Source organism: Aeromonas sp. QDB34, from assembly GCF_027705405.1.
GTDB lineage: Bacteria > Pseudomonadota > Gammaproteobacteria > Enterobacterales > Aeromonadaceae > Aeromonas > Aeromonas hydrophila.
Genome location: NZ_JAPDBT010000017.1, coordinates 51,999 through 74,431 on the forward strand (window position 1 = coordinate 51,999; position 22,433 = coordinate 74,431).

General features: G+C 61.9%; 21 protein-coding genes and 1 tRNA gene. 4 read left to right on the forward strand and 18 right to left on the reverse strand.

Going from position 1 to position 22,433, the window contains the following annotated elements; all coding sequences use genetic code 11:
* Nucleotides 1–55: 55 nt before the first annotated feature.
* From ubiD to trxA, 4 genes are all read right to left on the reverse strand, one after another.
* Nucleotides 56–1,525 carry a 4-hydroxy-3-polyprenylbenzoate decarboxylase gene (ubiD, locus tag OKC29_RS18215; RefSeq protein WP_017410827.1) on the reverse strand — a complete coding sequence of 490 codons (1,470 nt, stop codon included), beginning with the start codon at nucleotides 1,523–1,525 and terminating at the stop codon, nucleotides 56–58.
* A 30-nt stretch (nucleotides 1,526–1,555) separates the two neighbouring features.
* Nucleotides 1,556–2,563: a hypothetical protein gene (locus OKC29_RS18220; protein WP_123784994.1), complete on the reverse strand. Its 1,008-nt coding sequence runs from the start codon at nucleotides 2,561–2,563 to the stop codon at nucleotides 1,556–1,558.
* 106 nt (nucleotides 2,564–2,669) lie between these two features.
* Nucleotides 2,670–3,935 (reverse strand): transcription termination factor Rho, encoded by a 1,266-nt coding sequence (gene rho, locus OKC29_RS18225; RefSeq protein WP_005307308.1) that lies wholly within the window; start codon nucleotides 3,933–3,935, stop codon nucleotides 2,670–2,672.
* A 207-nt stretch (nucleotides 3,936–4,142) separates the two neighbouring features.
* The gene (gene trxA / locus OKC29_RS18230) at nucleotides 4,143–4,469 is read right to left on the reverse strand and encodes a thioredoxin TrxA (protein WP_005307306.1); all 327 of its coding nucleotides are present in this window, start codon (nucleotides 4,467–4,469) and stop codon (nucleotides 4,143–4,145) included.
* A gap of 113 nt (nucleotides 4,470–4,582) precedes the next feature.
* On the opposite strand from trxA, the gene rhlB reads away from it, so the two are divergent.
* From rhlB to OKC29_RS18245, 3 genes are read left to right on the forward strand one after another with little or no spacing between them, the layout of a single operon-like run.
* Nucleotides 4,583–5,872: an ATP-dependent RNA helicase RhlB gene (rhlB, locus tag OKC29_RS18235; protein WP_043165727.1), complete on the forward strand. Its 1,290-nt coding sequence runs from the start codon at nucleotides 4,583–4,585 to the stop codon at nucleotides 5,870–5,872.
* A gap of 14 nt (nucleotides 5,873–5,886) precedes the next feature.
* A complete protein-coding gene (gene gppA / locus OKC29_RS18240; protein ID WP_016348957.1) occupies nucleotides 5,887–7,377 on the forward strand; it encodes a guanosine-5'-triphosphate,3'-diphosphate diphosphatase in 1,491 nt (496 codons plus the stop codon).
* Between the two features lie 12 nt (nucleotides 7,378–7,389).
* Nucleotides 7,390–7,650: a Rho-binding antiterminator gene (locus OKC29_RS18245; RefSeq protein WP_045790955.1), complete on the forward strand. Its 261-nt coding sequence runs from the start codon at nucleotides 7,390–7,392 to the stop codon at nucleotides 7,648–7,650.
* Nucleotides 7,651–7,720: 70 nt separating this feature from the next.
* Here the strand turns inward: OKC29_RS18245 and OKC29_RS18250 are convergent, their stop codons facing one another.
* The 13 genes from OKC29_RS18250 to OKC29_RS18310 all read right to left on the reverse strand — a co-directional run bounded on the left by OKC29_RS18250 (nucleotide 7,721) and on the right by OKC29_RS18310 (nucleotide 21,778).
* A complete protein-coding gene (locus OKC29_RS18250; protein ID WP_073348568.1) occupies nucleotides 7,721–8,467 on the reverse strand; it encodes a class I SAM-dependent methyltransferase in 747 nt (248 codons plus the stop codon).
* An 84-nt stretch (nucleotides 8,468–8,551) separates the two neighbouring features.
* Entirely contained in the window at nucleotides 8,552–11,095 is a 2,544-nt protein-coding gene (locus tag OKC29_RS18255; RefSeq protein WP_073348567.1) for a sensor domain-containing phosphodiesterase, read from the reverse strand.
* 204 nt (nucleotides 11,096–11,299) lie between these two features.
* Complete coding sequence (prlC, locus tag OKC29_RS18260; protein ID WP_073348566.1) at nucleotides 11,300–13,342, reverse strand: oligopeptidase A; 2,043 nt, start codon at nucleotides 13,340–13,342, stop codon at nucleotides 11,300–11,302.
* Nucleotides 13,343–13,564: 222 nt separating this feature from the next.
* Nucleotides 13,565–14,584 carry a porphobilinogen synthase gene (gene hemB, locus OKC29_RS18265; protein WP_024945496.1) on the reverse strand — a complete coding sequence of 340 codons (1,020 nt, stop codon included), beginning with the start codon at nucleotides 14,582–14,584 and terminating at the stop codon, nucleotides 13,565–13,567.
* Between the two features lie 3 nt (nucleotides 14,585–14,587).
* Entirely contained in the window at nucleotides 14,588–15,373 is a 786-nt protein-coding gene (locus OKC29_RS18270; RefSeq protein ID WP_044798788.1) for a TatD family hydrolase, read from the reverse strand.
* Between the two features lie 111 nt (nucleotides 15,374–15,484).
* Complete coding sequence (tatC, locus tag OKC29_RS18275) at nucleotides 15,485–16,240, reverse strand: twin-arginine translocase subunit TatC (protein ID WP_011704121.1); 756 nt, start codon at nucleotides 16,238–16,240, stop codon at nucleotides 15,485–15,487.
* The gene (gene tatB / locus OKC29_RS18280) at nucleotides 16,237–16,680 is read right to left on the reverse strand and encodes a Sec-independent protein translocase protein TatB (RefSeq protein WP_073348565.1); all 444 of its coding nucleotides are present in this window, start codon (nucleotides 16,678–16,680) and stop codon (nucleotides 16,237–16,239) included. The genes tatC and tatB overlap by 4 nt, the downstream gene beginning before the upstream one ends.
* Nucleotides 16,681–16,683: 3 nt before the next feature.
* Complete coding sequence (tatA, locus tag OKC29_RS18285; protein WP_011704119.1) at nucleotides 16,684–16,932, reverse strand: Sec-independent protein translocase subunit TatA; 249 nt, start codon at nucleotides 16,930–16,932, stop codon at nucleotides 16,684–16,686.
* Nucleotides 16,933–16,972: 40 nt separating this feature from the next.
* Nucleotides 16,973–18,613: a ubiquinone biosynthesis regulatory protein kinase UbiB gene (gene ubiB / locus OKC29_RS18290; protein ID WP_011704118.1), complete on the reverse strand. Its 1,641-nt coding sequence runs from the start codon at nucleotides 18,611–18,613 to the stop codon at nucleotides 16,973–16,975.
* Nucleotides 18,613–19,221 carry a ubiquinone biosynthesis accessory factor UbiJ gene (locus OKC29_RS18295; RefSeq protein ID WP_045790960.1) on the reverse strand — a complete coding sequence of 203 codons (609 nt, stop codon included), beginning with the start codon at nucleotides 19,219–19,221 and terminating at the stop codon, nucleotides 18,613–18,615. Before OKC29_RS18295 ends, ubiB begins: the two co-directional genes overlap by 1 nt.
* A gap of 8 nt (nucleotides 19,222–19,229) precedes the next feature.
* The gene (gene ubiE / locus OKC29_RS18300) at nucleotides 19,230–19,982 is read right to left on the reverse strand and encodes a bifunctional demethylmenaquinone methyltransferase/2-methoxy-6-polyprenyl-1,4-benzoquinol methylase UbiE (RefSeq protein ID WP_011704116.1); all 753 of its coding nucleotides are present in this window, start codon (nucleotides 19,980–19,982) and stop codon (nucleotides 19,230–19,232) included.
* A 65-nt stretch (nucleotides 19,983–20,047) separates the two neighbouring features.
* The gene (gene crcB, locus OKC29_RS18305) at nucleotides 20,048–20,425 is read right to left on the reverse strand and encodes a fluoride efflux transporter CrcB (RefSeq protein WP_016348946.1); all 378 of its coding nucleotides are present in this window, start codon (nucleotides 20,423–20,425) and stop codon (nucleotides 20,048–20,050) included.
* Between the two features lie 87 nt (nucleotides 20,426–20,512).
* The gene (locus tag OKC29_RS18310; protein ID WP_073348563.1) at nucleotides 20,513–21,778 is read right to left on the reverse strand and encodes a cytosine deaminase; all 1,266 of its coding nucleotides are present in this window, start codon (nucleotides 21,776–21,778) and stop codon (nucleotides 20,513–20,515) included.
* Between the two features lie 93 nt (nucleotides 21,779–21,871).
* Between OKC29_RS18310 and OKC29_RS18315 the strand changes: the two genes are divergently transcribed.
* Nucleotides 21,872–22,126, forward strand: a complete 255-nt coding sequence (locus tag OKC29_RS18315; protein WP_073348562.1) for a hypothetical protein — start codon at nucleotides 21,872–21,874, stop codon at nucleotides 22,124–22,126.
* Between the two features lie 49 nt (nucleotides 22,127–22,175).
* Here the strand turns inward: OKC29_RS18315 and OKC29_RS18320 are convergent.
* A tRNA-Thr gene (locus tag OKC29_RS18320) sits at nucleotides 22,176–22,251 on the reverse strand.
* Between the last annotated feature and the right edge of the window lie 182 nt (nucleotides 22,252–22,433).

The window sequence follows — 22,433 nt, forward strand, 5'->3', positions numbered from 1 at the left end:
TCAATCTTTTGCATCCCGGCCAGGCGGCACGGCCCGTCGGGCCTGCCGCCGCTCATCAGCCGAGAATGTTCAGCTCGTCCCAGAGGGCATCGATCTTCTGCTTCACCGCCTCGTCCTGGACGATGGGCTGGCCCCACTCGCGATTGGTCTCCCCCGGCCACTTGTTGGTGGCATCCAGCCCCATCTTGGAGCCGAGCCCGGAGACCGGCGAGGCGAAGTCCAGGTAGTCGATCGGGGTGTGCTCGATCAGGGTGGTGTCGCGGGCCGGGTCCATCCGGGTAGTGATGGCCCAGATCACGTCCTTCCAGTCGCGGGCGTTGATGTCGTCGTCGCAGACGATCACGAACTTGGTGTACATGAACTGACGCAGGAAGGACCAGACCCCCAGCATCACCCGCTTGGCATGGCCAGGGTAGCGCTTCTTGATGGTCACCACCGCCATCCGGTAGGAGCACCCCTCCGGCGGCAGGTAGAAGTCCACGATCTCAGGGAACTGCTTCTGCAACAGCGGCACGAACACCTCGTTGAGCGCCACCCCGAGCACCGCCGGCTCATCGGGCGGACGGCCGGTGTAGGTGCTGTGGTAGATGGCATCCTTGCGCATCGTCATGTGGGTGATGGTAAAGACCGGGAACTCGTCCACCTCGTTGTAGTAGCCGGTGTGATCGCCATAAGGCCCTTCAGGGGCCATCTCGCCCGGCTCCAGATAGCCTTCCAGCACGATCTCGGCGCTGGCGGGCACCTCCAGATCGCAGCTGATGGCTTTTACTACCTCGGTGCGGCTGCCGCGCAGCAGACCGGCAAAGGCGTATTCGGAGAGGGTATCCGGCACCGGCGTCACCGCGCCGAGGATAGTCGCCGGATCGGCACCGAGCGCCACCACCACCGGGAAGCGCTCACCCGGGTGGGCCTCCTGCCACTCGCGAAAATCGATGGCACCGCCGCGGTGATCCAGCCAGCGCATGATCAGCTTGTTCTTGCCGATCTTCTGCTGGCGATAGATGCCGAGGTTCTGCCGCTTCTTGTAGGGGCCGCGGGTGATGGTCAGACCCCAGGTCACCAGCGGGGCCACGTCGCCGGGCCAGCAGTGTTGGATCGGGATCTGGTCCAGATCGACCGCCTCTCCCTCCAGCACCCGCTGCTGACAGGGGGCAGAGGAGAGCCGTTTGGTCGGCATGTTGAGCACCTGCTTGAAGATCGGCAGCTTCTCCATCAGCTCCTTGAAGCCGCGGGGCGGCTCCGGCTCCTTCAGGTAGGAGAGCCAGATCCCCACCTGGCGCAGGGCGGCCACGTTGGGCTGGCCCATGCCCATGGCGACCCGATCCGGGGTGCCGAACAGATTGGTCAGCACCGGCATGGCGTAACCCTTTGGATTTTCAAACAGCAGGGCAGGCCCGCCCGCCCGCAGGGTGCGGTCGCTGATCTCGGTCATCTCCAGATAGGGGTCTATCTCGCGGCTGATGCGCTTGAGTTGTCCGCTTTGTTCCAGCTGCGCGATGAAATCACGCAAATCCTTGTATTTCATGCAGGTACCCTGTGTTCAGGCGATGCCGCATTATAACCCTGGGCGGGCGGCGGGTGTACCCGAATCGGGCAGCATCACCGGACTTGCATGGCGCTTTTCCTGCCGGGTCAGTCTATCAGCAAGCTGGGCCAGCAGCCTGGGTTCGTCCATCTGCAGCAGCAGGCTGGCCACCTGACCGCTGTATTGGCGATTACCCAGCTCCGCCAGCAGGAACTGCTGGGCCGTGTCTGGCAGCGGCGAAAGTTGACTGAGTTGCTGCAGAGCGGGCAGCTTGAGACGGGCATTGCGACTGGCGGCAATCAGCAGATCGCTGGCCGCCTGGCCCTGGTGAAAACGGCCCACGCTGGCGAGCGCGGCCACGCTGTCGTGATCCACCGGTTGATGCCACAGCTTCTGATAGAGGGCGCTGTCACCGGTACGCTCGGCCAGCAGCCGCAGCAGCCGGTTGTCGGGCAGGAAGATGCTCATGGCGGCCAGCGTGTGCGCCTCCCGTTGCAGGAGCGGAAGCGGCTGCCGATCGAGTACGGTCAGCAGCGCCTGCTGCTGCTGGGCCAGATCGGGATTGCGGCTGTTGTAGATCTGCTTGAACTCGAACGTGCCCTCTTCCAGCTGCTGGCGATAGTTGTCCTGCCAGGCCTGCTGCTGCCAGCGGCTCAACACCTGCCGTGCGGCGGCGGCAAAGTCGTAGGCGGGTTGCTGCACCAGAAAGCCGTCCACCTCTTTTTCCACCAACCAGCTGGGGGCCTTGAACGACTGGGCGCGCACCCAGGCCAGCAATTGTGGGCTGGTGGCTCTGGGCTGGCTATTGAGGGTGGCCAGCAGCTGGCACAACAGATACTCCCGCTGCCCCACCGCCAGGGAGTCCAGCAGGGTGTCGATGGCGGCAAACTGCCCCAGCAGCAGCCGGCCGGTCAGATAGTCGAGGTGACCCTGCAGCCCCTCGTCGGCCACCAGTGCCGTCCGGGGCGGCTGCGTCTCGGCAGCCCCGACCGGCAGCACCAGCAGCCAGCTCAGCAATATCAGGAGTACATGCTTCATGACGTCCCTATCCTTGTGACATCGAGGTTTCATACTACTCAGGCGACCGTAAAATAGATAAACAAAAACCGCGACCTGGGCCGCGGTTTGATGATTTTCGAGTCGGTTACTTCTGCTGGCGCCGCATGGCGTCGAAGAACTCGTCGTTGGTCTTGGTCATGGCCAACTTGTCGATCAGGAACTCGATGCCGTCGATCTCGCCCATCGGGTGCACAATCTTGCGCAGGATCCACATCTTCTGCAGCTCGTCGCCGGTGGTCAGCAGCTCTTCCTTGCGGGTGCCGGAGCGAGTGATGTCGATGGCCGGGTAGACACGCTTCTCGGCAATCTTGCGCGAGAGGTGCAGTTCCATGTTGCCGGTACCCTTGAACTCTTCGTAGATGACTTCATCCATCTTGGAGCCGGTATCGATCAGCGCGGTGGCGATGATGGTCAGGCTGCCGCCCTCTTCAACATTGCGCGCGGCACCGAAGAAGCGCTTCGGACGGTGCAGGGCGTTGGCGTCCACACCACCGGTCAGTACCTTGCCGGATGACGGGATGACGGTGTTGTAGGCACGGGCCAGACGGGTGATGGAGTCCAGCAGGATCACCACGTCCTTCTTGTGCTCGACCAGGCGCTTGGCCTTCTCGATCACCATCTCGGCGACCTGGACGTGACGGGAAGCCGGCTCGTCGAAGGTGGAGGCGATCACTTCACCCTTCACCATGCGCTGCATCTCGGTCACTTCTTCCGGACGCTCGTCGATCAGCAGGACGATCAGTTCGCAGTCAGGGTGGTTGTAGGCGATGCTCTGGGCGATGTTCTGCAGCAGCATGGTCTTACCGGCCTTGGGCGGTGCGACGATGAGGCCGCGCTGGCCTTTACCGATCGGGGAAGCCAGATCCAGTACGCGGGCGGTGATGTCTTCGGTAGAGCCGTTGCCACGCTCCATGCGCAGACGCTCGTTGGCGTGCAGCGGGGTGAGGTTTTCAAACAGGATCTTGTTGCGGGAGTTTTCCGGACGGTCGTAGTTGACCTCGTTGACCTTGAGCAGCGCGAAGTAGCGTTCGCCCTCTTTCGGCGGCCGGATCTTGCCGGAGATGGTATCGCCGGTACGCAGGTTGAAACGGCGGATCTGGCTCGGGGAGACATAGATGTCGTCCGGGCCGGCCAGGTAGGAGCCGTCTGCACTACGCAGGAAGCCGAAACCATCGGTCAGGATTTCCAGCACACCGTCGCCAAAGATATCCTCGCCACCCTTGGCGTGCGCCTTGAGGATCGCGAAAATAATGTCTTTCTTGTGCGCCCGAGCCAGATTTTCCAACCCCATGGATTCGCCAAGCTGTACCAGCTCGGACACAGGAGTGTTCTTTAATTCAGTCAGATTCATAGTGGTGAAAGTCTGTAAGCAAGGATTGAAATGAGGAGACAGTCTGCTGGATTGATGCTGATCGGATTTGATTTGCCAGGCTGATGTGTGAGCAAAGAGTCAGGCAAAAAGGTTAGCAAACGAGCGATAAATTAGCACCAATCGGGGTGAGCGTCTAGGTGATAAAACAGAAGGAGCGCATTATTGCAATGCGCTCCTCTTTGATTATTACAGGTTACCGTCCAGGAACTCTTTCAGCTGAGTCTTGGACAGGGCACCGACCTTGGTCGCTGCCACTTCGCCATTCTTGAACAGCAAGAGGGTCGGAATACCACGAATGCCATACTTGGGCGGAGTGTCGGCGTTATGGTCGATGTTCAATTTCGCCACGGTCACGCGACCGGCATACTCTTGGGCGACTTCGTTCAGGATCGGGGCAATCATCTTGCACGGACCACACCATTCGGCCCAGAAGTCGACCAGAACGGCGCCATCGGCTTTGATTACATCTGCCTCGAAGCTGGCATCGCTCAGCTGAACAATCTTGTCACTCATCTCCAACTCCAGTCAGTAATTAAGGCTTTATTGACGTATCAACAAAGGCAATAGTTGCCCTATTTGAAATGATCCTGTTTATTATTGCAAGCCTAACCTGATAACCTACCGCCATGAGCAAAACACATTTAACGACCGACAAATTCGCCCAAATGGGCCTCGAACCCGAAGTTCTGGCTGGTCTGGAATCAAAGGGATTTCACTATTGCACCCCCATCCAGGCACTGTCTCTGCCACTGCTGGTAGAAGGTCATGACCTCGCCGGTCAGGCCCAGACAGGGACCGGCAAAACCCTTGCCTTCCTGGCCGCCACCTTCAACTATTTGTTGACCCATCCGCTGACCAAGCCGCGCCTCATCAACCAGCCGCGCGCCATCATCATGGCCCCGACCCGGGAGCTGGCGGTCCAGATCTACAATGACGCGGAAAGCATGTCCGCCTCGACCGGCCTCAAGCTCGGCCTCGCCTACGGTGGTGAAGGGTACGACAAGCAGCTGGCCGTGCTGGAGCAAGGGGTCGACATCCTGATCGGCACCACCGGCCGCATCATCGACTACTTCAAGTCCAAGGTCATCGACCTGAGCAACATCCAGGTCGTGGTACTGGACGAAGCGGATCGCATGTTCGATCTCGGCTTCATCAAGGACATCCGTTTCCTGTTCCGCCGCATGCCGCCCGCCACCGAGCGTCTGAGCATGCTGTTCTCCGCCACCCTCTCCCTGCGGGTACAGGAGCTGGCCTACGAACACATGAACCACCCGGAACATGTACAGATCGAGCCGGAGCAGATGACCGGCGTGCGGATCAAGGAGGAGCTGTTCTACCCCTCCAACGAAGACAAGATGTTGCTGCTGCTCTCTCTGATGGAAGAGGAGTGGCCGGAGAAAGCCATCGTCTTCGCCAACACCAAGCACGTCTGTGAAGACGTTCATGCCTGGCTGGAGAACGACGGCCACCGCGTCGGCCTGCTCACCGGTGACGTGCCGCAGAAGAAGCGGATGAAGATCCTGGAAGAGTTCACCAAGGGCACGGTCGACATCCTGGTTGCCACCGACGTGGCCGCCCGCGGTCTGCACATCCCGGACGTGACCCACGTCTTCAACTATGACCTGCCCGACGACGCCGAAGACTACGTACACCGCATCGGTCGTACCGGTCGTGCCGGCAAGAGCGGTCACTCCATCAGCCTGGCCTGTGAAGACTATGCCTTCAACCTGCCGGCCATCGAGGAGTACATCCACCACCCGATCCCGGTCAGCAAGTATGACCGCGAGGCGTTGCTGGATGACGTGACCGCACCGAAGCGGGTGTTCCGCAACCGTCAGCCGGTGAACCGCAACATGCGCGATCGCCAGGGCGGTGGCAACAGCAACAACCGCCGTCGTCCGCCCCGCAAGAGCTGAAAGGACTGGCCCAGTTGCACAACTCGCCGCTCTATGCCGCCATCGACCTCGGCTCCAACAGCTTTCACATGCTGGTGGTGCGCGAGGTCGCCGGTGCCCTGCGCACCGTCACCAAGGTCAAGCGCAAGGTTCGCCTCGCCGCCGGGCTCGATCCGGAGTTTCGTCTCAGCCGTGCCGCCATGGAGCGGGGCTGGGACTGCCTACGCCTGTTCTCCGAACAGTTGCAGGACATTCCGGCCGACAACATCCGGGTAGTGGGCACCGCCACCCTGCGCCTCGCCACCAACGTCGACGAGTTCCTCAGCGAAGCGGAACGGGTGCTCAACCACAGCATCGAGATCATCTCGGGCGAGGAAGAGGCCAAGACCATCTATGAGGGGGTTTCCTGGACCTCGGCCGGGGAAGGCAACCGGCTGGTGATCGACATCGGCGGCGCCAGCACCGAGCTGGTGATCGGCGAACACAGCGAAGCGAAACTGCTCAACAGCCTGCACATGGGCTGCGTCACCTGGCTCAACAACCACTTCGGTGACGGCGAGCTCTCCGAGGCCCGCTTCAAGCAGGCCATCGCGGCCGCCAAGGCGGTGCTGGAGAAGGTGGCGGAAGATTATCGTGCGCTCGGCTGGCGTACCTGTGTCGGCGCCTCCGGCACGGTGCAGGCGCTGCAGGAGATCATGCTGGCACAGGGGAAGAGCGAGCGGGTCACCCTGCCCAAGCTTCAGGAGCTGATGGGTCAGGCCATTGCCTGCGGCAAGCTCGACCAGCTGCAACTGGAAGGACTGGCGGCCGAACGGCTGACAGTGTTCCCCTCCGGTCTCGCCATCCTGATCGCCATCTTCGAAACCCTGAACATCGAGAGCATGACCCTGGCCGGTGGCGCCCTGCGCGAAGGGCTGATCTACGGCCTGCTCGGCAACAATCACGACTGTGATGCCCGCGATCGCACCGCCGACAGCCTGATCAACCGCTACCAGCTGGACAAGGAGCACGCCGAGCGGGTGCGCGACACCGCCGTCGAGGCGTTCAACCAGCTGCAGCCGGCCTGGCGACTCTCGAAACGCTACGGGCGCCCGATCCTGCGCTACGCAGCCCTGCTGCACGAGATCGGTCTGTGCATCGAGTACAAGAAAGCGCCGCAACACGCCGCCTACATCATCGACAACATCGACATGCCAGGCTTTACCCCGGCCCAGAAGAAGCTGTTGTCGGCCCTGCTGTTCAACCAGCGGGACGAATTCAAGCTGGAACCGCTGGAGAAGCAGGGTGCCGTCACCGGTCGCCAGGCGATCCGGCTGGCCCGTATCCTGCGCATCGCGCTGATCCTCTGCATGCGCCGCACCCAGGGCACAGTGCCCCGCTTCACCCTCGAAGCCGATGAAGATGCGCTGACCCTGACCCTGCCGAGCGGCTGGCTGGACGAGCACTACCTGCGCGCCAGCGAGTTGCGCTTCGAAGTGGAACGCCAGCAGAAGATGGGCTGGCCCACCCGGCTGCTGGAAGCCTGAGCCGCACACCCCATGGCCGATTACCAACCCATCAGTTGCGATCTCTACGACTGGCTGGAGATCGCCGCCAGCTGGCAGCTGCCGGTCACCCTCACCGGCCGGAATGGCCGCCAGTGGGCGGACAAGATCCGCACCATAGAGGCCCATGAAGGGGTCGAGTACCTGCTGCTGCAAGGCGGCGAGCGACTGAGCCTGGCGGAGCTGGCGACCATGAGATTCAGCTGGCAAGGGGAAGAAAAGCGGATCCACTTCGCCCCACCCCGCAACCAATGAATAGCAAGAGGGCCAACCTGATCAGGTTGGCCCTTTTCGTTTGACGCTCATACTCCCTGCCAGTCGCAACTCAACTCGCCAGCGCAGCCATCACGTAGACGTCGAAGCGGTTGCTCTTGGTTTCGATGGCCATGCTCGGCTTGTGCTCGTTGAGCCAGCCGGCGTAGTCCGGCCGTTTCACCACCACCCGCTTGTCCGCCATGGCGAGCGCCGCCGGCAGCAGGGCATCGGCGTCAAGATCCGGCCCCACCAGCGACTGGAACACCCGCATCTCTTTTTTCACCAGCGCCGACTTCTGCTTGTGGGGGAACATGGGGTCGAGGTAGATGACGTCGGGCCGCTCGGCCAGCCCCAGCAAGGTCTCCACCGCCGGGCCATGCAGCAACTGCATCCGCTCGCGCACCCAGGGGCCGATCTCGGGATCCAGCGCAGCCCGCGCCAGCCCGTCCTGCAACAGGGCGGCCACCACGGGGCTGCGCTCGATCATGGTCACCTTGCAGCCGAGGGAGGCGAGCACGAAGGCATCGCGCCCCAGCCCGGCGGTGGCATCCACCACCCGCGGCATGGCACCCGCCTTGAGTCCCACCGCCTTGGCGATGGACTGGCCACGGCCGCCGCCGAACTTGCGGCGATGGGCGACCGCTCCTTCGACGAAGTCCACGTAGACCGCACCCAGCTTGGGCTCGTCCAGCTTGCGCAGCTCCAGCCGCGCCGCGGTGAACACCAGGGCAAACTGGGGAAGGTCGGTCTGGCCGAGCTGGCTGGCCAGGGCTTCGGCCTGGGGCGCCTTGGCGGGGTCTTCGAGGAGGATCTGCATGGTATCGACTGTGTGGCGGTATCAGTGGGCGGAGTGTACCACAGCCCCCGAAGGTCGCTGTAGGGGCACCGGCCGAAGGAGGGGCTAGCTGGTCTGCAGGAACATGCTCTTGTCGTTGAGCTGCAGGTACTCGGTGAGATCGTCGTAGGCCAGCGGCCGGCTCAGCAGATAACCCTGCGTGAAGGCGCACCCCTTCTGGCAGAGAAAGTTGAGCTGCTCGCGAGTCTCCACCCCCTCGATCACCACCTGCATGCCGAGGTTGTGCACTATATTGATGATGCCGTCCAGCAGCAGCCGGTCCTGTTCATTGAACGGGATGTGGCGCACGAAGGCCCGGTCGATCTTGACCAGGTCCACCGGGAAGTTGCGCAGGTAGTTCAGCGCCGAGTAGCCGGTGCCGAAGTCGTCGATGGCCAGCTTGCAGCCCGCCTCGCGCAGGGCATCGATCCGCACCCTGTGCTGATCGCTGGTCTCCATCAGCAGGGACTCGGTGATCTCGATGACGATGTCCGCCGGGTCCAGCCCGAAGTGGTGGATCACCTTGAGCCACTCGCTCGCCTCCGGATCTATGGTCTGGAACTCCAGGGTGGAGCGGTTGATCGACATCTGCAGATCCGGGAAGCCGGATTGCTGCAGCCGCGCCAGATCCCGGCACGACTGCCACAGCACCAGCGCCCCCAACCCCTGGATGAGCCCGGCCTCCTCCGCCAACGGAATGAAGTCCGCCGGCGACACCTGACCCCAGTGCGGGTGATACCAGCGCACCAGCGCCTCCAGCTTGGCGACCCGGCCGCTGCGGTTGTCCCAGATCGGCTGGTAGGCCATGGTCAGCTGCTCGAGCTTGATCGCCTCCGCCAGATCCTGCTGCATCTGGTGGCGCTGGCGCACCTCTTCGCGCATGGAGGCACAGTAGCTGCCGAGCAGCCGTCCCTGCCGCTTGGCGGCAAACAGCGCCTGCTCGGCGTTGCGCAGCAGCTCGTCGCTCTCCAGACCATCGCCCGGGCAGAGGGTGATGCCGATGGTGGCCGTCACGTAGAGGTGCTGGTTGGCCAGCATGAAGGGACGGGCGAAGCCGCCGATCACCTGCTTGGCAAACACCTCGGCCTGACGACGGTTGACGATGCCCGGCACCAGGAAGGCGAACTCGTCGCCGCCGATGCGGGCCACCAGGTCCTCGGTGCGCACCCGACTCACCAGCCGATCCGACACCTCCCGCAGCAGGGCGTCACCGGCGTGGTGATCCATGCTGTTGTTGACCGCCTTGAAGTTGTTGAGGTCGAGCACCATCAGCGCGAAGCGCTCGCCCCGCTCGCAGAAGCGGCTGAGGCAGCGGCCGAACAGCCAGCGGTTGGGCAGCCCGGTGAGGTTGTCGTAGTTGGCCTGGGCGGCGATCTTCTGTTCCGCCAGCTTGGTCTGGGAGAGGTCGCTGAAGATGGCGATGTACTGACTGATCCGCCCCCCTTCCCGCAGGGTGCTGATCATCAGCTGCTGGGGGTAGAGCTTGCCGTTCTTGCGCTTGTTCCACACCTCGCCACGCCACACCCCCACCCGCTCCAGCGCGTGGTACATGTCGGCGTAGAAGGCCTGATCGTGCAGCCCGGACTTGAGCATGCTGGGCCGCTGGCCGCACACCTCCTCCTCGCTGTAACCGGTGATCTGCTCGAACGCCGGGTTGACCGAGATGATGCGGCTGTCCGCATCGCACACCAGGATCGCCTCGGAGAGGTTGTCGTAGACCCGGTGGGAGAGCTTGAGCTGTTCGGCATGGCGCTTGAGGGGATCGATGTTCTCCAGCACCACCATCAGGTAGTCGGGCTGCAGCTGATCGTCCCGCACTAGGGTGACGGTGACCCGCCCCCACAGCACCTGACCATCCCGATGCAGGTAGCGCTTCTCCTGGGTGAAGGCGGTGCGCTCGCCGCGCTTGAGCTCTTCATAGCAGGTGGCGCTGCGCAGCCAGTCTTCCGGGTGATTGAGCTCGGCGGCGGTGCGGTGCAGCAGCTCGCTCTGGCTGTAGCCCAGCATCTTTTCGATGGCCGGGTTGGTCCAGAGGATCTTGCCGTTCAGATCGAGCTTGCCGATCCCCACCGGCGCGTGGGACATCATGGTGTGCAGAAAGTCGTGGTACTCGGGCTGGGGCGGTGCCGGCTGTTGCAGCATCAGCGCCAGTTCGCGCCCGGCCAGCGGGGCCAGCAGGCGCAACAGGCCCATCACCTTGTCCATGTTGGTGAGCGGCCGCTTGAACAGCACACTGCAGATGCCGACCGTCTCCCCCTGGGCACTCTTGAGGGCGATGCCGGCATAGGCCTGGATGTGCCAGGCCTGCAACACGGCGGCATGGGGAAACAGCTGCTGTACCCGATCGCTGAACCAGGTCTCTCCCTCCTGTAGGGTGATCTCCCCCAGGGTGGCGCTGACCGGAAAGCTGAAGTTGGTGATGTCGAGAGACGCGGGGTGGGCGGCGTGTACCTTGAAAGAGAGCCCCGCTTGATCCCTGCCTGAAATCAGGACGAAGTCGGCCCCGACCGCTGCTGCGATTTCACTCACAAAGGTATCGAAATATCCCTGACCACTCGAATGAGACAGACTTGAGATGATTTGATAGACAGACTCGAGTGCTCGCCTCATGGCAAGGTTCTTTCTCTCCTTGGAAGGTAGGACCCGACTCTACTGAAGAGCCGGGGACAGTGCAAACATGCTATCCGCAAGATATTAAAAAGCCTTGAGAAAAGGGACCAAAAGGTCCCTTTTTATCTCAAAAATCACGCAGTGATCCCACTATGTGGCAAAACTGTACCTGCTTGAAGCTCACGCCAGCCGGGGCCCGCAAACTCACGCGGCAATCCCGCTGTGACGGAGCAGCGCATCCACCTGAGGCTCGCGGCCACGGAAGGCTCGGAACAGCTCCATCGGCTCCTTGGAGCCACCCTTTTCCAGGATGTTCTTCAGGAAGGACTGACCGGTGGCCGGGTTGAAGATCCCTTCTTCCTCGAAGCGGGAGAAGGCATCCGCAGAGAGCACCTCGGCCCACTTGTAGCTGTAGTAGCCCGCCGCATAACCGCCGGCGAAGATGTGGGAGAAGCTGTGCTGGAAGCGGTTGAACGCCGGCGGCGTCATCACCGCCACCTGGCTGCGCACCTCATCCAGCAGCGCCGGGATCTGATCCGCGCTGGCCGGGTCAAACTCCTGGTGCAGACGGAAGTCGAACAGGGCGAACTCCAGCTGGCGCAGCATCTGCATCGCCGCCTGGAAGTTGCGGGCGGTCAGCATCTTCTCCAGCAGATCGGCAGGCAGCGGCTCGCCGGTCTCGTGATGGCCGGAGATGAAGGCCAGCGCCTCGGACTCCCAGCACCAGTTCTCGAGGAACTGGCTCGGCAGCTCCACCGCGTCCCAGGCCACACCGTTGATGCCAGCCACGCCGGCCACGTCGATGCGGGTCAGCATGTGGTGAATGCCGTGGCCAAACTCGTGGAACAGGGTGACCACTTCGTTGTGGGTGAACAGGGCGGGTTTGCCATCCACCGGACCGTTGAAGTTGCAGGTCAGGTAGGCCACCGGCTTTTGCAAGGATCCATCCTGACGGTAGCGACGACCCAGACAGACGTCCATCCAGGCGCCGCCCTGCTTGTGCTCGCGGGCATAGAGGTCGAGGTAGAAGCTGCCGCGCAGCTCGTCCTCGGCGTCGAAGATGTCGTAGAAGCGCACGTCCGGGTGCCAGGTGTCGATGCCGAGGCGCTCGCGCACCTTCATGCCGAACACCCGCTTGACCACCTCGAACAGCCCCTTCACCACCTTGCTGGCGGGGAAGTAGGGGCGCAGCTGCTCGTCGGAGATGGAGAACTTGTGCTGCTTGAGTTTCTCGGCGTAGTAGGCGAGATCCCAGGCGGCCAGCTCGCGCTGACCGTGTTGCTCGGCGGCGAAGGCGCGGATCTCTTCCAGCTCGGCCTTGCCCTGCGGCAGAGACTTGGCCGCCAGATCGGTGAGGAAGTTCACCACCTGCTCGGGCTTGTCCGCCATCTTGGTGGCGAGCGACAACTCGGCGTAGTTGGCAAAACCAAGCAGTTGGGCCAGCTCGCGACGCAGGGCAAGCAGCTCGGTCATGATGGCGGAGTTGTCCCACTTGCCGGCGTTGGGGCCCTGATCCGAGGCGCGGGTGGTGAAGGCCTCATACAGCTCGGCACGCAGCGCGCGGTTGTCGGCATACATCATCACCGGCAGGTAGGAGGGGATGTCCAGGGTGAACAGCCAACCCTCCTTGCCCTTCAGCTCGGCCAGCTGGCGGGCGGCGGCCTGTGCACTCTGCGGCAAACCGGCCAGCTCGGCCTCGTTGGTCACCAGCTTGTTCCAGCCCTGGGTTGCGTCAAGCACGTTGTTGCTGAAACGGGAAGCCAGCTCGGAGAGGCGGGCCTGGATCTCGCCGTAGCGCTGCTGCGCCTCGGCGGGCAGACCGATGCCGGACAGGCGAAAATCGCGCAGGGTGTTCTGGATCTCCTTGCGCTGGGCGCCGCTCAGCAGCGGGAAGTCGTCGCTCTCGGCCAGTTCGCGATAGGCCTGATAGAGCCCCTCGTGCTGGCCGACATAGGTCTGGAATTCAGACAGCAGCGGCAGGCAGGCGTCGTGGGCCGCGCGCAGCGCTTCGCTGTTGAGTACGGAGTTGAGATGACTGACCGGCGACCAGATCCGCGCCAGGCGGTCGTTGACCTCTTCGAGCGGGGCGATCAGGCTGTCCCAGGTGTGGGGGTCGCGCTGGGCCAGCACATCGCTGATCTTCTGTTTGCAATCGGCGATGGCCTGCGTCACGGCAGGCTGTACCTGATCGGGCTGGATCTGGCTGAAAGGGGGCAGCGAGTCCATTGTCAGCAAAGGGTTGTTCATCCTGCGATACCTCTAAATTCTCTACAGCCCCTGCCGTCCAGAAGCTTGCTTGGACTACCTAAGATGTAGGCAGAAACCTCATTAATCAAGCCTTTGCCTGCCAGAGCGCGGCCTGTTGTCCACTTTTCGCCAGGATCTGCTCATTAAAACAGCGATCCGGATGCCAGAGACGACAATGCCGGCCCAGGGGCCGGCATTGTGGGTGACATCAGGCAGGATGCATCAGCGTCTGGCATCTTCCTGCAGCCATTGGGCAGCCCGCTTGGCGAAGTAGGTGAGGATGCCATCGGCACCGGCCCGCTTGAAGCAGAGCAGGGACTCCATGATGCTCTCCTTCTCCTTCAGCCAGCCGTTCTGAATGGCCGCCATGTGCATGGCGTACTCGCCGCTCACCTGATAGGCGAAGGTCGGCACGCCGAACTGATCCTTCACCTGGCGGATCACGTCCAGATAAGGCATGCCCGGCTTGACCATCACGCTGTCGGCCCCTTCCTGGATATCCAGTGCCACCTCGTGCAGGGCTTCGTTGCTGTTGGCCGGGTCCATCTGGTAGGTGGCCTTGTTGCTCTTGCCGAGGTTGCCGGCAGAGCCCACCGCGTCGCGGAACGGACCGTAGTAGCAGGAGGCGTACTTGGCGGAGTAGGCCATGATCTGGGTGTTGATGAAGCCGTTCTCTTCCAGCGCCGCGCGGATGGCGCCGATGCGGCCATCCATCATGTCGGACGGCGCCACGATATCCACCCCGGCAGCGGCGTGGGAGAGCGCCTGTTTCACCAGGATCTCGGTGGTGATGTCGTTCAGCACATAGCCTTCGTCATCGATGATGCCGTCCTGCCCGTGGGTGGTGAACGGATCGAGCGCCACGTCGGTAATGACCCCCAGCTCCGGGAAGCTCGCCTTGAGGGCGCGCGTCGCCCGCTGGGCCAGCCCGTCCGGGTTGTAAGCCTCTTCCGCCAGCAGACTCTTCTGCTCCAGCGGGGTGACCGGGAACAGGGCGATGGCCGGCACGCCCAGCGCAACCAGCTCCGCAGCCTCTTTCAGCAGCAGATCGATGGAGAGCCTGTCCACCCCCGGCATGGAGGTGACGGCCTCACGACGGTTCTCCCCCTCCAGCACGAACACGGGATAGATGAGATCGTTGGCGGTCAGTACGTTCTCGCGCACCAGACGACGGCTGAAATCATGTTTGCGCACCCGGCGCAGGCGGCGACCCGGAAAGGCGCCTGGAAGAGTTGTAGCCATGAATCACTCCTGAAGAGGAAGTTGGAAGAACGCGGCGGAGGTGGCCCGGGTGTGGGCCAGCAAGGCCTCGGGCGCTTCACCACGGCAGGCCGCCACCACCTGGGCGATGTGCGGCAAAAAAGCGGGTTCGTTGCGTTTTGGTCTGGGCTTCAGATCCCGCGGCACCAGATAGGGGGCATCGGTCTCGATCATCAGCCGGCCGGCCGGAATGCGGGCCACCTGCTCGCGCAGCAACTGGCCGCGACGCTCGTCACACAGCCAACCGGTTACCCCAATATGCAGCCCCAGCGCCAGACACTGGTCCAGCTCCTCGTCGGAGCCGGTGAAGCAGTGCAGCACTGCCCCCGGCAGTTTCGGCAGCCAGGGGCGCAGGATCTCGATGAAACGGGCATGAGCATCGCGGCAGTGGAGAAACACCGGCATCCCGAGCTCGGCGGCCAGCGCCAGCTGGGCGTCGAATACCGCGTCCTGCACCGGACGGGGCGAGAAGTCGCGATTGTAGTCGAGACCGCACTCGCCGATGGCCACCACCTGCGGCAAGGCTGCCAGCTCGCGCAGGGCGGGCAGGGTCGCCTCATCGACGCTTTTGGCATCGTGGGGGTGGACCCCGGCGGTGGAGAAACAGTAACCCGGCCAACGAGCGGCAAGGGTGGCGCTTTCGCGGCTGCCGACCAGATCGGTGCCGGTCAGGATCAGCGCCTCCACCCCGGCGGCGCGGGCGCGGGCCACCAGATCGGCCTGTTCATCGGCAAACTGGCTGCTGGTCAGGTTTACACCTATGTCGATCATGGGGTCAGCGGGTCCGAACAAAAGGAAGACATATCAGGTATTTGAAAACCATCTACTCGATGGGGCCTTACCATACGCCTCGAACGGGAGCATGAAAAGAGGAAGGGAGCCTTAGCTCCCCTCTTCAGTCTGTTCCTGCTTCTCTTCGCTCTCTTCTTTCACGTAGAAGCGGGCGAAGAACAGACCTATCTCCCACAAACCCCACATGGGGATCGCGAGCAGGGTCTGGGAAAAGACATCGGGTGGCGTCAACAGCATGCCGACCACGAACACCCCGACAATGACGTAGGGACGCTTCTCCCGCAGGCTCTTGGGACTGGTCACCCCGGTCCAGCACAGCAGTATGGTGGCCACCGGAATTTCGAACGCCACCCCGAACGCGAAGAACAGGGTCAGTACAAAGTCCAGATAGCTGGCGATGTCGGTCGCCACCGTCACCCCGGCGGGCGCGGTGCTGGTGAAGAAACCGAACACCAGCGGGAACACCACGTAGTAGGCGAACGCCATGCCGGCATAGAACAGCACGGCACTGGAGGCGACCAGCGGCATGATCAGGCGCCGTTCGTGCTGGTACAGACCGGGAGCGATGAAGGCCCAGGCCTGATAGAGCAGATAGGGGATCGCCACGAAGAAGGAAACCACCAGGGTCAGCTTGATCGGCGTCAGGAAGGGGGTCGCCACATCCGTCGCTATCATGCTGGTCCCTTCCGGCAACTGACTCAGCAGCGGCTGGGCCACGAAGTCGTAGATGTTGTTGGAGAAGTAGATCAACGCGATGAACACCAGCAGGATGGCCGAGATGGAGCGCAGCAGGCGCGTTCTCAGCTCGACCAGATGGCTGATCAGGGGTTGTTCGGCCTGACTCATGGCTTCACCTCCCCTTGTTCGGCACTCGGCTGGGCACTTGCGGCGGGGATCACGGTAGGCTCCTCATCAGGTGTCGCCACACTGACGGGGGCTGCCGGCTCCTCCTTCACCTCGGCGGCGACCGGCGCTGGCTGGATGGTATTTTGTTGTTCGTATGGACGGGTCACCGATTGTGCGGCCGTTTTCAGCTGCTCGATAGACTCCTGCAGCTCGGGGCTCAGGTTGTTCATCTGCAACTGTTCGGCCTTCTTCAGGTCGTTGTGCAGATCCTGCAACTTGAGCTCCTGCTCCAGCTCGGCCTTGACCGAGTTGGCGGTGCTGCGGATCAGTCTGATCCAGTGGCTGGCGGTACGGATCGCCACGGGCAGCCGCTCGGGGCCGAGCACCACCAGGGCGACGACACCAATGACAACCAGCTCCCAGAAACCGATATCGAACATGGCTTAGGCCTGATCTTTATCTTTCTGCTTGGCAGCATCGCTAGGCTGACCGGCTGCTTCGTTCAGCTGTTTCGGCGGAAACTCGGCATCCTTCTGCTCGGACTTGGTCTCCGGCTCGTCGGACAGTGCCTTCTTGAAGCCCTTGACCGCGGCGCCCAGATCACCGCCGATGCCGCGCAGTTTCTTGGTGCCGAACAGCAGCACGACGATGACTGCGATGATCAACAATTGCCAAATACTGATACCACCCATGACTTTCTCTCCAGAACAGGCGCCTGCTGGCGCAGTTTATTTAATGAGAACGGGTTCGCAACCAACCCAGCAGCCAGCATAACCCGGCGCCGGCGAGGCTGATTTGTCCCCACTCAATGTGTTGTTTTTGGGTCAGCAAGAATACACCGGCCAATAGCAGGCTGGCTCCAACCCCTAAGAGGTAGCGAGCCTGACCCTGGCGGCGACTGTGCCGGCGAAAATCGGCAAACATCTGGTCGAAGTGGCGCTGCTGATGACGGGTCTGGCGCAGGGTCTCGTAGACCAGCTCCGGCAGTTCCGGCAGCTTTTCGGCCCAGAATGGCGCCTTCTCCTTGATGGCATTCCACACCGCCTTGGGCCCCACCTGCTGGTACATCCAGTTTTCCAGATAGGGCTTGGCGGTCTGCCACAAATCGAGCTGCGGATAGAGCTGGCGACCCAGCCCCTCCACATAGAGCAGGGTCTTCTGCAGCAGCACCAGCTGCGGCTGCACCTGCATGTTGAAGCGGCGCGCGGTGTTGAACAGGTTGAGCAGCACGTGGCCGAACGAGATCTCGGACAGCGGCTTCTCGAAGATGGGCTCCAGCACGGTGCGGATAGCGAACTCGAACTCGTCCACCTTGGTATCGGGCGGCACCCAGCCGGACTCCACGTGCAGCTCGGCCACCCGGCGGTAGTCACGGTTGAAGAAGGCGAGGAAGTTCTCGGCCAGGTAGCGCTTGTCTTCCCGGTTGAGGGTGCCGACGATGCCGCAGTCGATGCCGATCCAGAGCGGATTCTCCGGATGTTCGTAGGAGACGAAGATGTTGCCCGGGTGCATGTCGGCGTGGAAGAAGCTGTCGCGGAACACCTGGGTGAAGAACACCTCCACCCCGCGCTCGGCCAGCAGCTTCATATTGGTGCCGTTGGCCTCCAGCGCAGCAATGTCGGAGACCGGAATGCCGTAGATCCGCTCCATCACCAGCACCTGCTCACGGCAGTGCTCGGTGAATACCTCGGGCACGTAGAGCGCCTCGGAACCGGTGAAGTTGCGGCGCAGCTGGATGGCGTTGGCCGCCTCCCGCATCAGGTTGAGTTCGTCGAGGATGGTCTTGCGATACTCTTCCACCACCTCGATGGGGCGCAGACGTCCGCTCTGGGGCACGAAACGGGCCACCAGACGGGCCAGCGCCTGCATCAGCCGCAGGTCGGCCTCGATGACCGGCTCGATGTCGGGACGGATCACCTTGATGACGATCTCGCGGCCGTTTTCCTTCAGCCGGGCGGTATGCACCTGGGCGATGGAGGCCGACGCCAGCGGCGTCTCGTCGAAGTCGTCAAACAGGGTCTCGATGGTGCAGCCCAGGCTCGCCTCAATCTGGCGGCGGGCCGCCTGGCCACAGAAGGGGGGCACCCTGTCTTGCAGCAGTGCCAGCTCCTCGGCGATGTCCGGCGGCAGCAGATCGCGCCGGGTCGAGAGCATCTGACCGAACTTGATGAAGATGGGGCCGAGCGCCTCGAAGGCGAGCCGGATGCGGGCACCGCGGTTCAGCCCCTGGCGTTTGTTCTTGAGCCAGAACAGGCTGCGACGGGCCAGCCGGCCGGGCCAGGGCTGGTAACGGGCTGGCACCAGCTCGTCGATGCCCTGCTCCAGCAGGATGCTGATGATGCGATAGAGGCGCTTGAACTCCTTCGGGGTCATCAGGCTACCTGCTGCTCGAAGCGGGCCAGCCGCAGCTCGACCGCTTTCATCTGCTGGGCCAGCGACTCGACATCGTCGTTGAAGCTGGCCACTTCCAGCGGACCCGGCGCAAGCCGGATCTCTTCGGTCAGGTATTCGGCCAGCTGGCGCTGGCTGCGGCACAATTCACGCCCCAGCAGCCGACGTGCCTGACTGGCACCGCGCAGCAGGGTGTGGGCCAGCACATCGCCGGTATAACGGGATAGCTCCTCTTCCCAGTCGATATCCAGCTCGCCCAGCAACACGCTGAACGCCTGCACCAGCTGAGGGTCGCCACTCAGATCCAGCTTCTCCTCGCGGATGTAGCGGGTCAGGGCGGAGGGGTCCTTGAGCAGGCCGAGCGCGGTCAGGGAGAGGCTCAGCACCGCATCGGCCTCCCCTTCGAATTTGGCCAGCACATCCAGCCGGCGCTCGGAGAAGACAAACCAGAGTGGCTTGAGCTCGCGCAGCTCCAGCTTGAGTACCTTGCCCGTCAATTTGCGCAGCCGCTCCGGACTCTGCTTGTCGAGTCGCAGCAGCTGGTTGAGGCTGGTTTCGATCACCGCGGTGACCATGGCATCCATCGGCATAGGCGACCTTAAAACTTGTAACCGCGGTGCAAGGCGACCACGCCCTGGGTCAGGTTGTAAAACTCAACCTGCTCGAAACCGACATTCTCCATCATGCCTGCCAGGGTCTGCTGATCCGGGTGCATGCGGATCGATTCCGCCAGGTATTTGTAGCTTTCGCTATCGTTCGCGACAATTTCGCCCATTTTCGGCAGCAGTTTGAAGGAGTAGAGATCGTACAGCTTGGCGATCACTTCGCTGACCGGCTTGGAGAACTCCAGCACCAGCAAGCGGCCACCCGGCTTGAGCACCCGGAACATGGAGGCGAGCGCCTTGTCCTTGTCGGTGACGTTGCGCAAGCCGAAGCCGATGGTGATGACGTCGAAATGGTTGTCAGGGAACGGGAGTGCCTCGGCATTGGCCTGCACGTAGGAGACGTTGTTGGCCACTCCCAGATTGCGCAGCTTGTCGCGGCCCACCTTGAGCATGGAGTCGTTGATGTCCGCCAGCACCACCTGGCCGGTCTCGCCGACGATGCGGGAGAACTTGGCGGTCAGATCGCCGGTACCACCGGCCAGATCCAGCACCTTCTGACCCTTGCGTACGCCGGAGCAGTCGATGGTGAAGCGCTTCCACAGGCGGTGGATGCCGAACGACATCAGATCGTTCATCAGATCATACTTGGCTGCCACCGAATGGAAGACGCCGGCGACCAGGGTTTCCTTCTCGGTCGAGGCCACGGTTTTAAAGCCAAAATGCGTTGTCGTAGTCTGTTCTGACATCCCTTAAACACCCATAGAGCAAAGAATGGCCGCCAGTTTACCAGAGCCAATGGCGTGCGGACACCTTAAACCCGGCTGGCGACCAACTGCATCCCCAGCACTACCATGGCCAGACAGAGAAACAGGTTGAGGCCGATATTGAGGGCGGCTTTCAGATAGGCCCCCTGCTGGGCCAGTACTACTGTATCCAGCGCGAAGGAGGAGAAGGTAGTCAGGGCGCCGAGGATACCCACCATCAGCAGCGGTTTCAGCGGGTGCTCCACCACATGACCATGGCTGATCAGCGCAAAGGCAATGCCCATGATGAAGGAGCCGACCACGTTGACCATCAGGGTGCCATAGGGGAAATGACGTCCCAACAGCAGCGCCATCAGTTCGGCGATACCAAAGCGCAGGCAGGCGCCAATGGCCCCGCCGGCGGCAACATATAACCAGGTTTGCATGGGAGCACGCCTCCATAGTATCGGGCCGACATTATGCAAAATGTCAGGCCCGGGGGACAGCAGGGCAATTAATCGACATCACCCGCATCAGCGGCGAAAGTCGACCGGCTCGACCTGAGCGAGATGAATCGAGGTGCGGGATAGAGTGGTTTGCGCAATCACCCCGCCACCGCGAATAGAGTAACGCACCGGCACCTGGCGGCGCACCGCATCAAAGCCGTTCTCGGCGGGCAGGATCAGCAGGTTGGCCGGTTTGCCCACCTCGATGCCGTAGCGATCCTGCACATTCAGGGTGCGTGCACTGTGGCTGCTGATCAGCTTGAGGCTGTCGTTGATCTGCTCGTAACCCATGATCTGGCAGACATGCAGCCCCATGTGCAGTACCTGCAGCATGTTAGCGGTGCCCATGGGATACCAGGGATCGAACACGTCGTCATGACCGAAACAGACATTGATGTTCGCCTCCAGCATCTCCTTCACCCGGGTGATGCCGCGACGCTTGGGATAGCTGTCAAAGCGCCCCTGCAGGTGGATGTTCACCAGCGGGTTGGCGACGAAGTTGATGTCCGCCATCTTCAGTAGCCGGAACAGGCGCGATGCATAAGCACCGTTGTAGGAGTGCATGGCGGTGGTGTGGCTGGCGGTCACCCGCTGACCCATGCCGCGCTCGTAGGCCAGGGTCGCCAGCGTCTCGATGAAGCGGGACTGTTCGTCATCGATCTCGTCGCAGTGCACATCCACCAGAACCTGATACTTCTCGGCCAGATCGAACACATAGTGCAGACTTTCGACCCCATATTCCCGAGTAAACTCGAAATGGGGGATGGCGCCTATCACGTCGGCGCCCAGCTTGAGCGCCTCCTCCAACAGCACCTTGCCGTTGGGGTAGGAGAGGATCCCCTCCTGCGGGAAGGCCACTATCTGCAGCTCCACCCACTCCTTCATCTCCTCCCGCACCTCCAGCATCGCCTTCATGGCGACCAGATTAGGGTCGGAGACATCCACGTGGGTGCGGACGAACTGGATGCCATTGGCAATCTGCCACTTCAGCGTCTGGATGGCCCGCTGCTTCACATCCTCATGGGTCAGCAGTGCCTTGCGCTCGGCCCAGCGCTCGATCCCCTCGAACAGGGTGCCGGAAAGATTCCAGCTCGGCTCACCGGCCGTCTGGGTGGTATCGAGGTGGATGTGAGGCTCAATAAAAGGGGCGATGGCGAGCCCCTCCTCACCATCAAGCTCGTGGGCTGCGAGCAGATGGGTGCTCATGGGTTCGATGGCACGGATCAGGCCATCCTGGCAGAGGATCTGCCACATCCCCTCCCTGCCAACCAGACGCAGGCTCTTTATCAGCATGTTTTTGCTTCCTTTTTTCAAACACCAACGGCTTTTTCAATCCACAACTTAGCTTGGATCAATTTGATAGAAAAGCGTTCATATTGAATACATATGAGACTGTTACTATTGACAAACAGCAACAATAAAAGGGAGTTGATTGGGATGAAAGCAGGATTGACCGAGATCGGCAGCGCAGGCTTGTTTCACGAGTATCTGCAGACACTGGGTATCAACAAGCCACCCTTGACGTCGATCGACAAGCAGTGGGAATACACTCGCAATGAACGACTGGTGGCAGCCATTCAGATAGAAGCCTCCGGACAGGCTCGGTTCTATCTCGATGCCAGGCAGATTTCGGTAAACTGAGAAAAGCGGATAAAAAAAAGCCTCCCGATTGGGAGGCTTTAATATTTAATGGTGCTGATACCCAGAGTCGAACTGGGGACCTCATCCTTACCAAGGATGCGCTCTACCAACTGAGCCATATCAGCACACTAACCGGTAAAGACCGCACTGTGTGCGCTATCTAAATCTTCTGTCCAATACAACCTGACGTTGTATCGCGACCAACCACATCGCTGTGATTGCTTAATTGATGCCTGGCAGTGTCCTACTCTCGCATGGCGAATGCCACACTACCATCGGCGCTACCGCGTTTCACTTCTGAGTTCGG

Excerpts from the sequence above, each read along its gene's own strand:
- rho (WP_005307308.1), bottom strand. The coding sequence starts at position 3,935 with ATGAATCTGACTGAATTAAAGAACACTCCTGTGTCCGAGCTGGTACAG.
- crcB (WP_016348946.1), bottom strand. The coding sequence starts at position 20,425 with ATGCAAACCTGGTTATATGTTGCCGCCGGCGGGGCCATTGGCGCCTGC.
- hemB (WP_024945496.1), bottom strand. The coding sequence starts at position 14,584 with ATGGCTACAACTCTTCCAGGCGCCTTTCCGGGTCGCCGCCTGCGCCGG.
- prlC (WP_073348566.1), bottom strand. The coding sequence starts at position 13,342 with ATGAACAACCCTTTGCTGACAATGGACTCGCTGCCCCCTTTCAGCCAG.
- OKC29_RS18310 (WP_073348563.1), bottom strand. The coding sequence starts at position 21,778 with ATGCTGATAAAGAGCCTGCGTCTGGTTGGCAGGGAGGGGATGTGGCAG.
- OKC29_RS18245 (WP_045790955.1), top strand. The coding sequence starts at position 7,390 with ATGGCCGATTACCAACCCATCAGTTGCGATCTCTACGACTGGCTGGAG.
- ubiD (WP_017410827.1), bottom strand. The coding sequence starts at position 1,525 with ATGAAATACAAGGATTTGCGTGATTTCATCGCGCAGCTGGAACAAAGC.
- OKC29_RS18270 (WP_044798788.1), bottom strand. The coding sequence starts at position 15,373 with ATGATCGACATAGGTGTAAACCTGACCAGCAGCCAGTTTGCCGATGAA.
- OKC29_RS18220 (WP_123784994.1), bottom strand. The coding sequence starts at position 2,563 with ATGAAGCATGTACTCCTGATATTGCTGAGCTGGCTGCTGGTGCTGCCG.
- ubiE (WP_011704116.1), bottom strand. The coding sequence starts at position 19,982 with ATGTCAGAACAGACTACGACAACGCATTTTGGCTTTAAAACCGTGGCC.
- ubiB (WP_011704118.1), bottom strand. The coding sequence starts at position 18,613 with ATGACCCCGAAGGAGTTCAAGCGCCTCTATCGCATCATCAGCATCCTG.
- tatC (WP_011704121.1), bottom strand. The coding sequence starts at position 16,240 with ATGAGTCAGGCCGAACAACCCCTGATCAGCCATCTGGTCGAGCTGAGA.
- tatA (WP_011704119.1), bottom strand. The coding sequence starts at position 16,932 with ATGGGTGGTATCAGTATTTGGCAATTGTTGATCATCGCAGTCATCGTC.
- OKC29_RS18255 (WP_073348567.1), bottom strand. The coding sequence starts at position 11,095 with ATGAGGCGAGCACTCGAGTCTGTCTATCAAATCATCTCAAGTCTGTCT.
- rhlB (WP_043165727.1), top strand. The coding sequence starts at position 4,583 with ATGAGCAAAACACATTTAACGACCGACAAATTCGCCCAAATGGGCCTC.
- OKC29_RS18315 (WP_073348562.1), top strand. The coding sequence starts at position 21,872 with ATGAGACTGTTACTATTGACAAACAGCAACAATAAAAGGGAGTTGATT.
- trxA (WP_005307306.1), bottom strand. The coding sequence starts at position 4,469 with ATGAGTGACAAGATTGTTCAGCTGAGCGATGCCAGCTTCGAGGCAGAT.
- OKC29_RS18295 (WP_045790960.1), bottom strand. The coding sequence starts at position 19,221 with ATGCCGATGGATGCCATGGTCACCGCGGTGATCGAAACCAGCCTCAAC.
- tatB (WP_073348565.1), bottom strand. The coding sequence starts at position 16,680 with ATGTTCGATATCGGTTTCTGGGAGCTGGTTGTCATTGGTGTCGTCGCC.
- OKC29_RS18250 (WP_073348568.1), bottom strand. The coding sequence starts at position 8,467 with ATGCAGATCCTCCTCGAAGACCCCGCCAAGGCGCCCCAGGCCGAAGCC.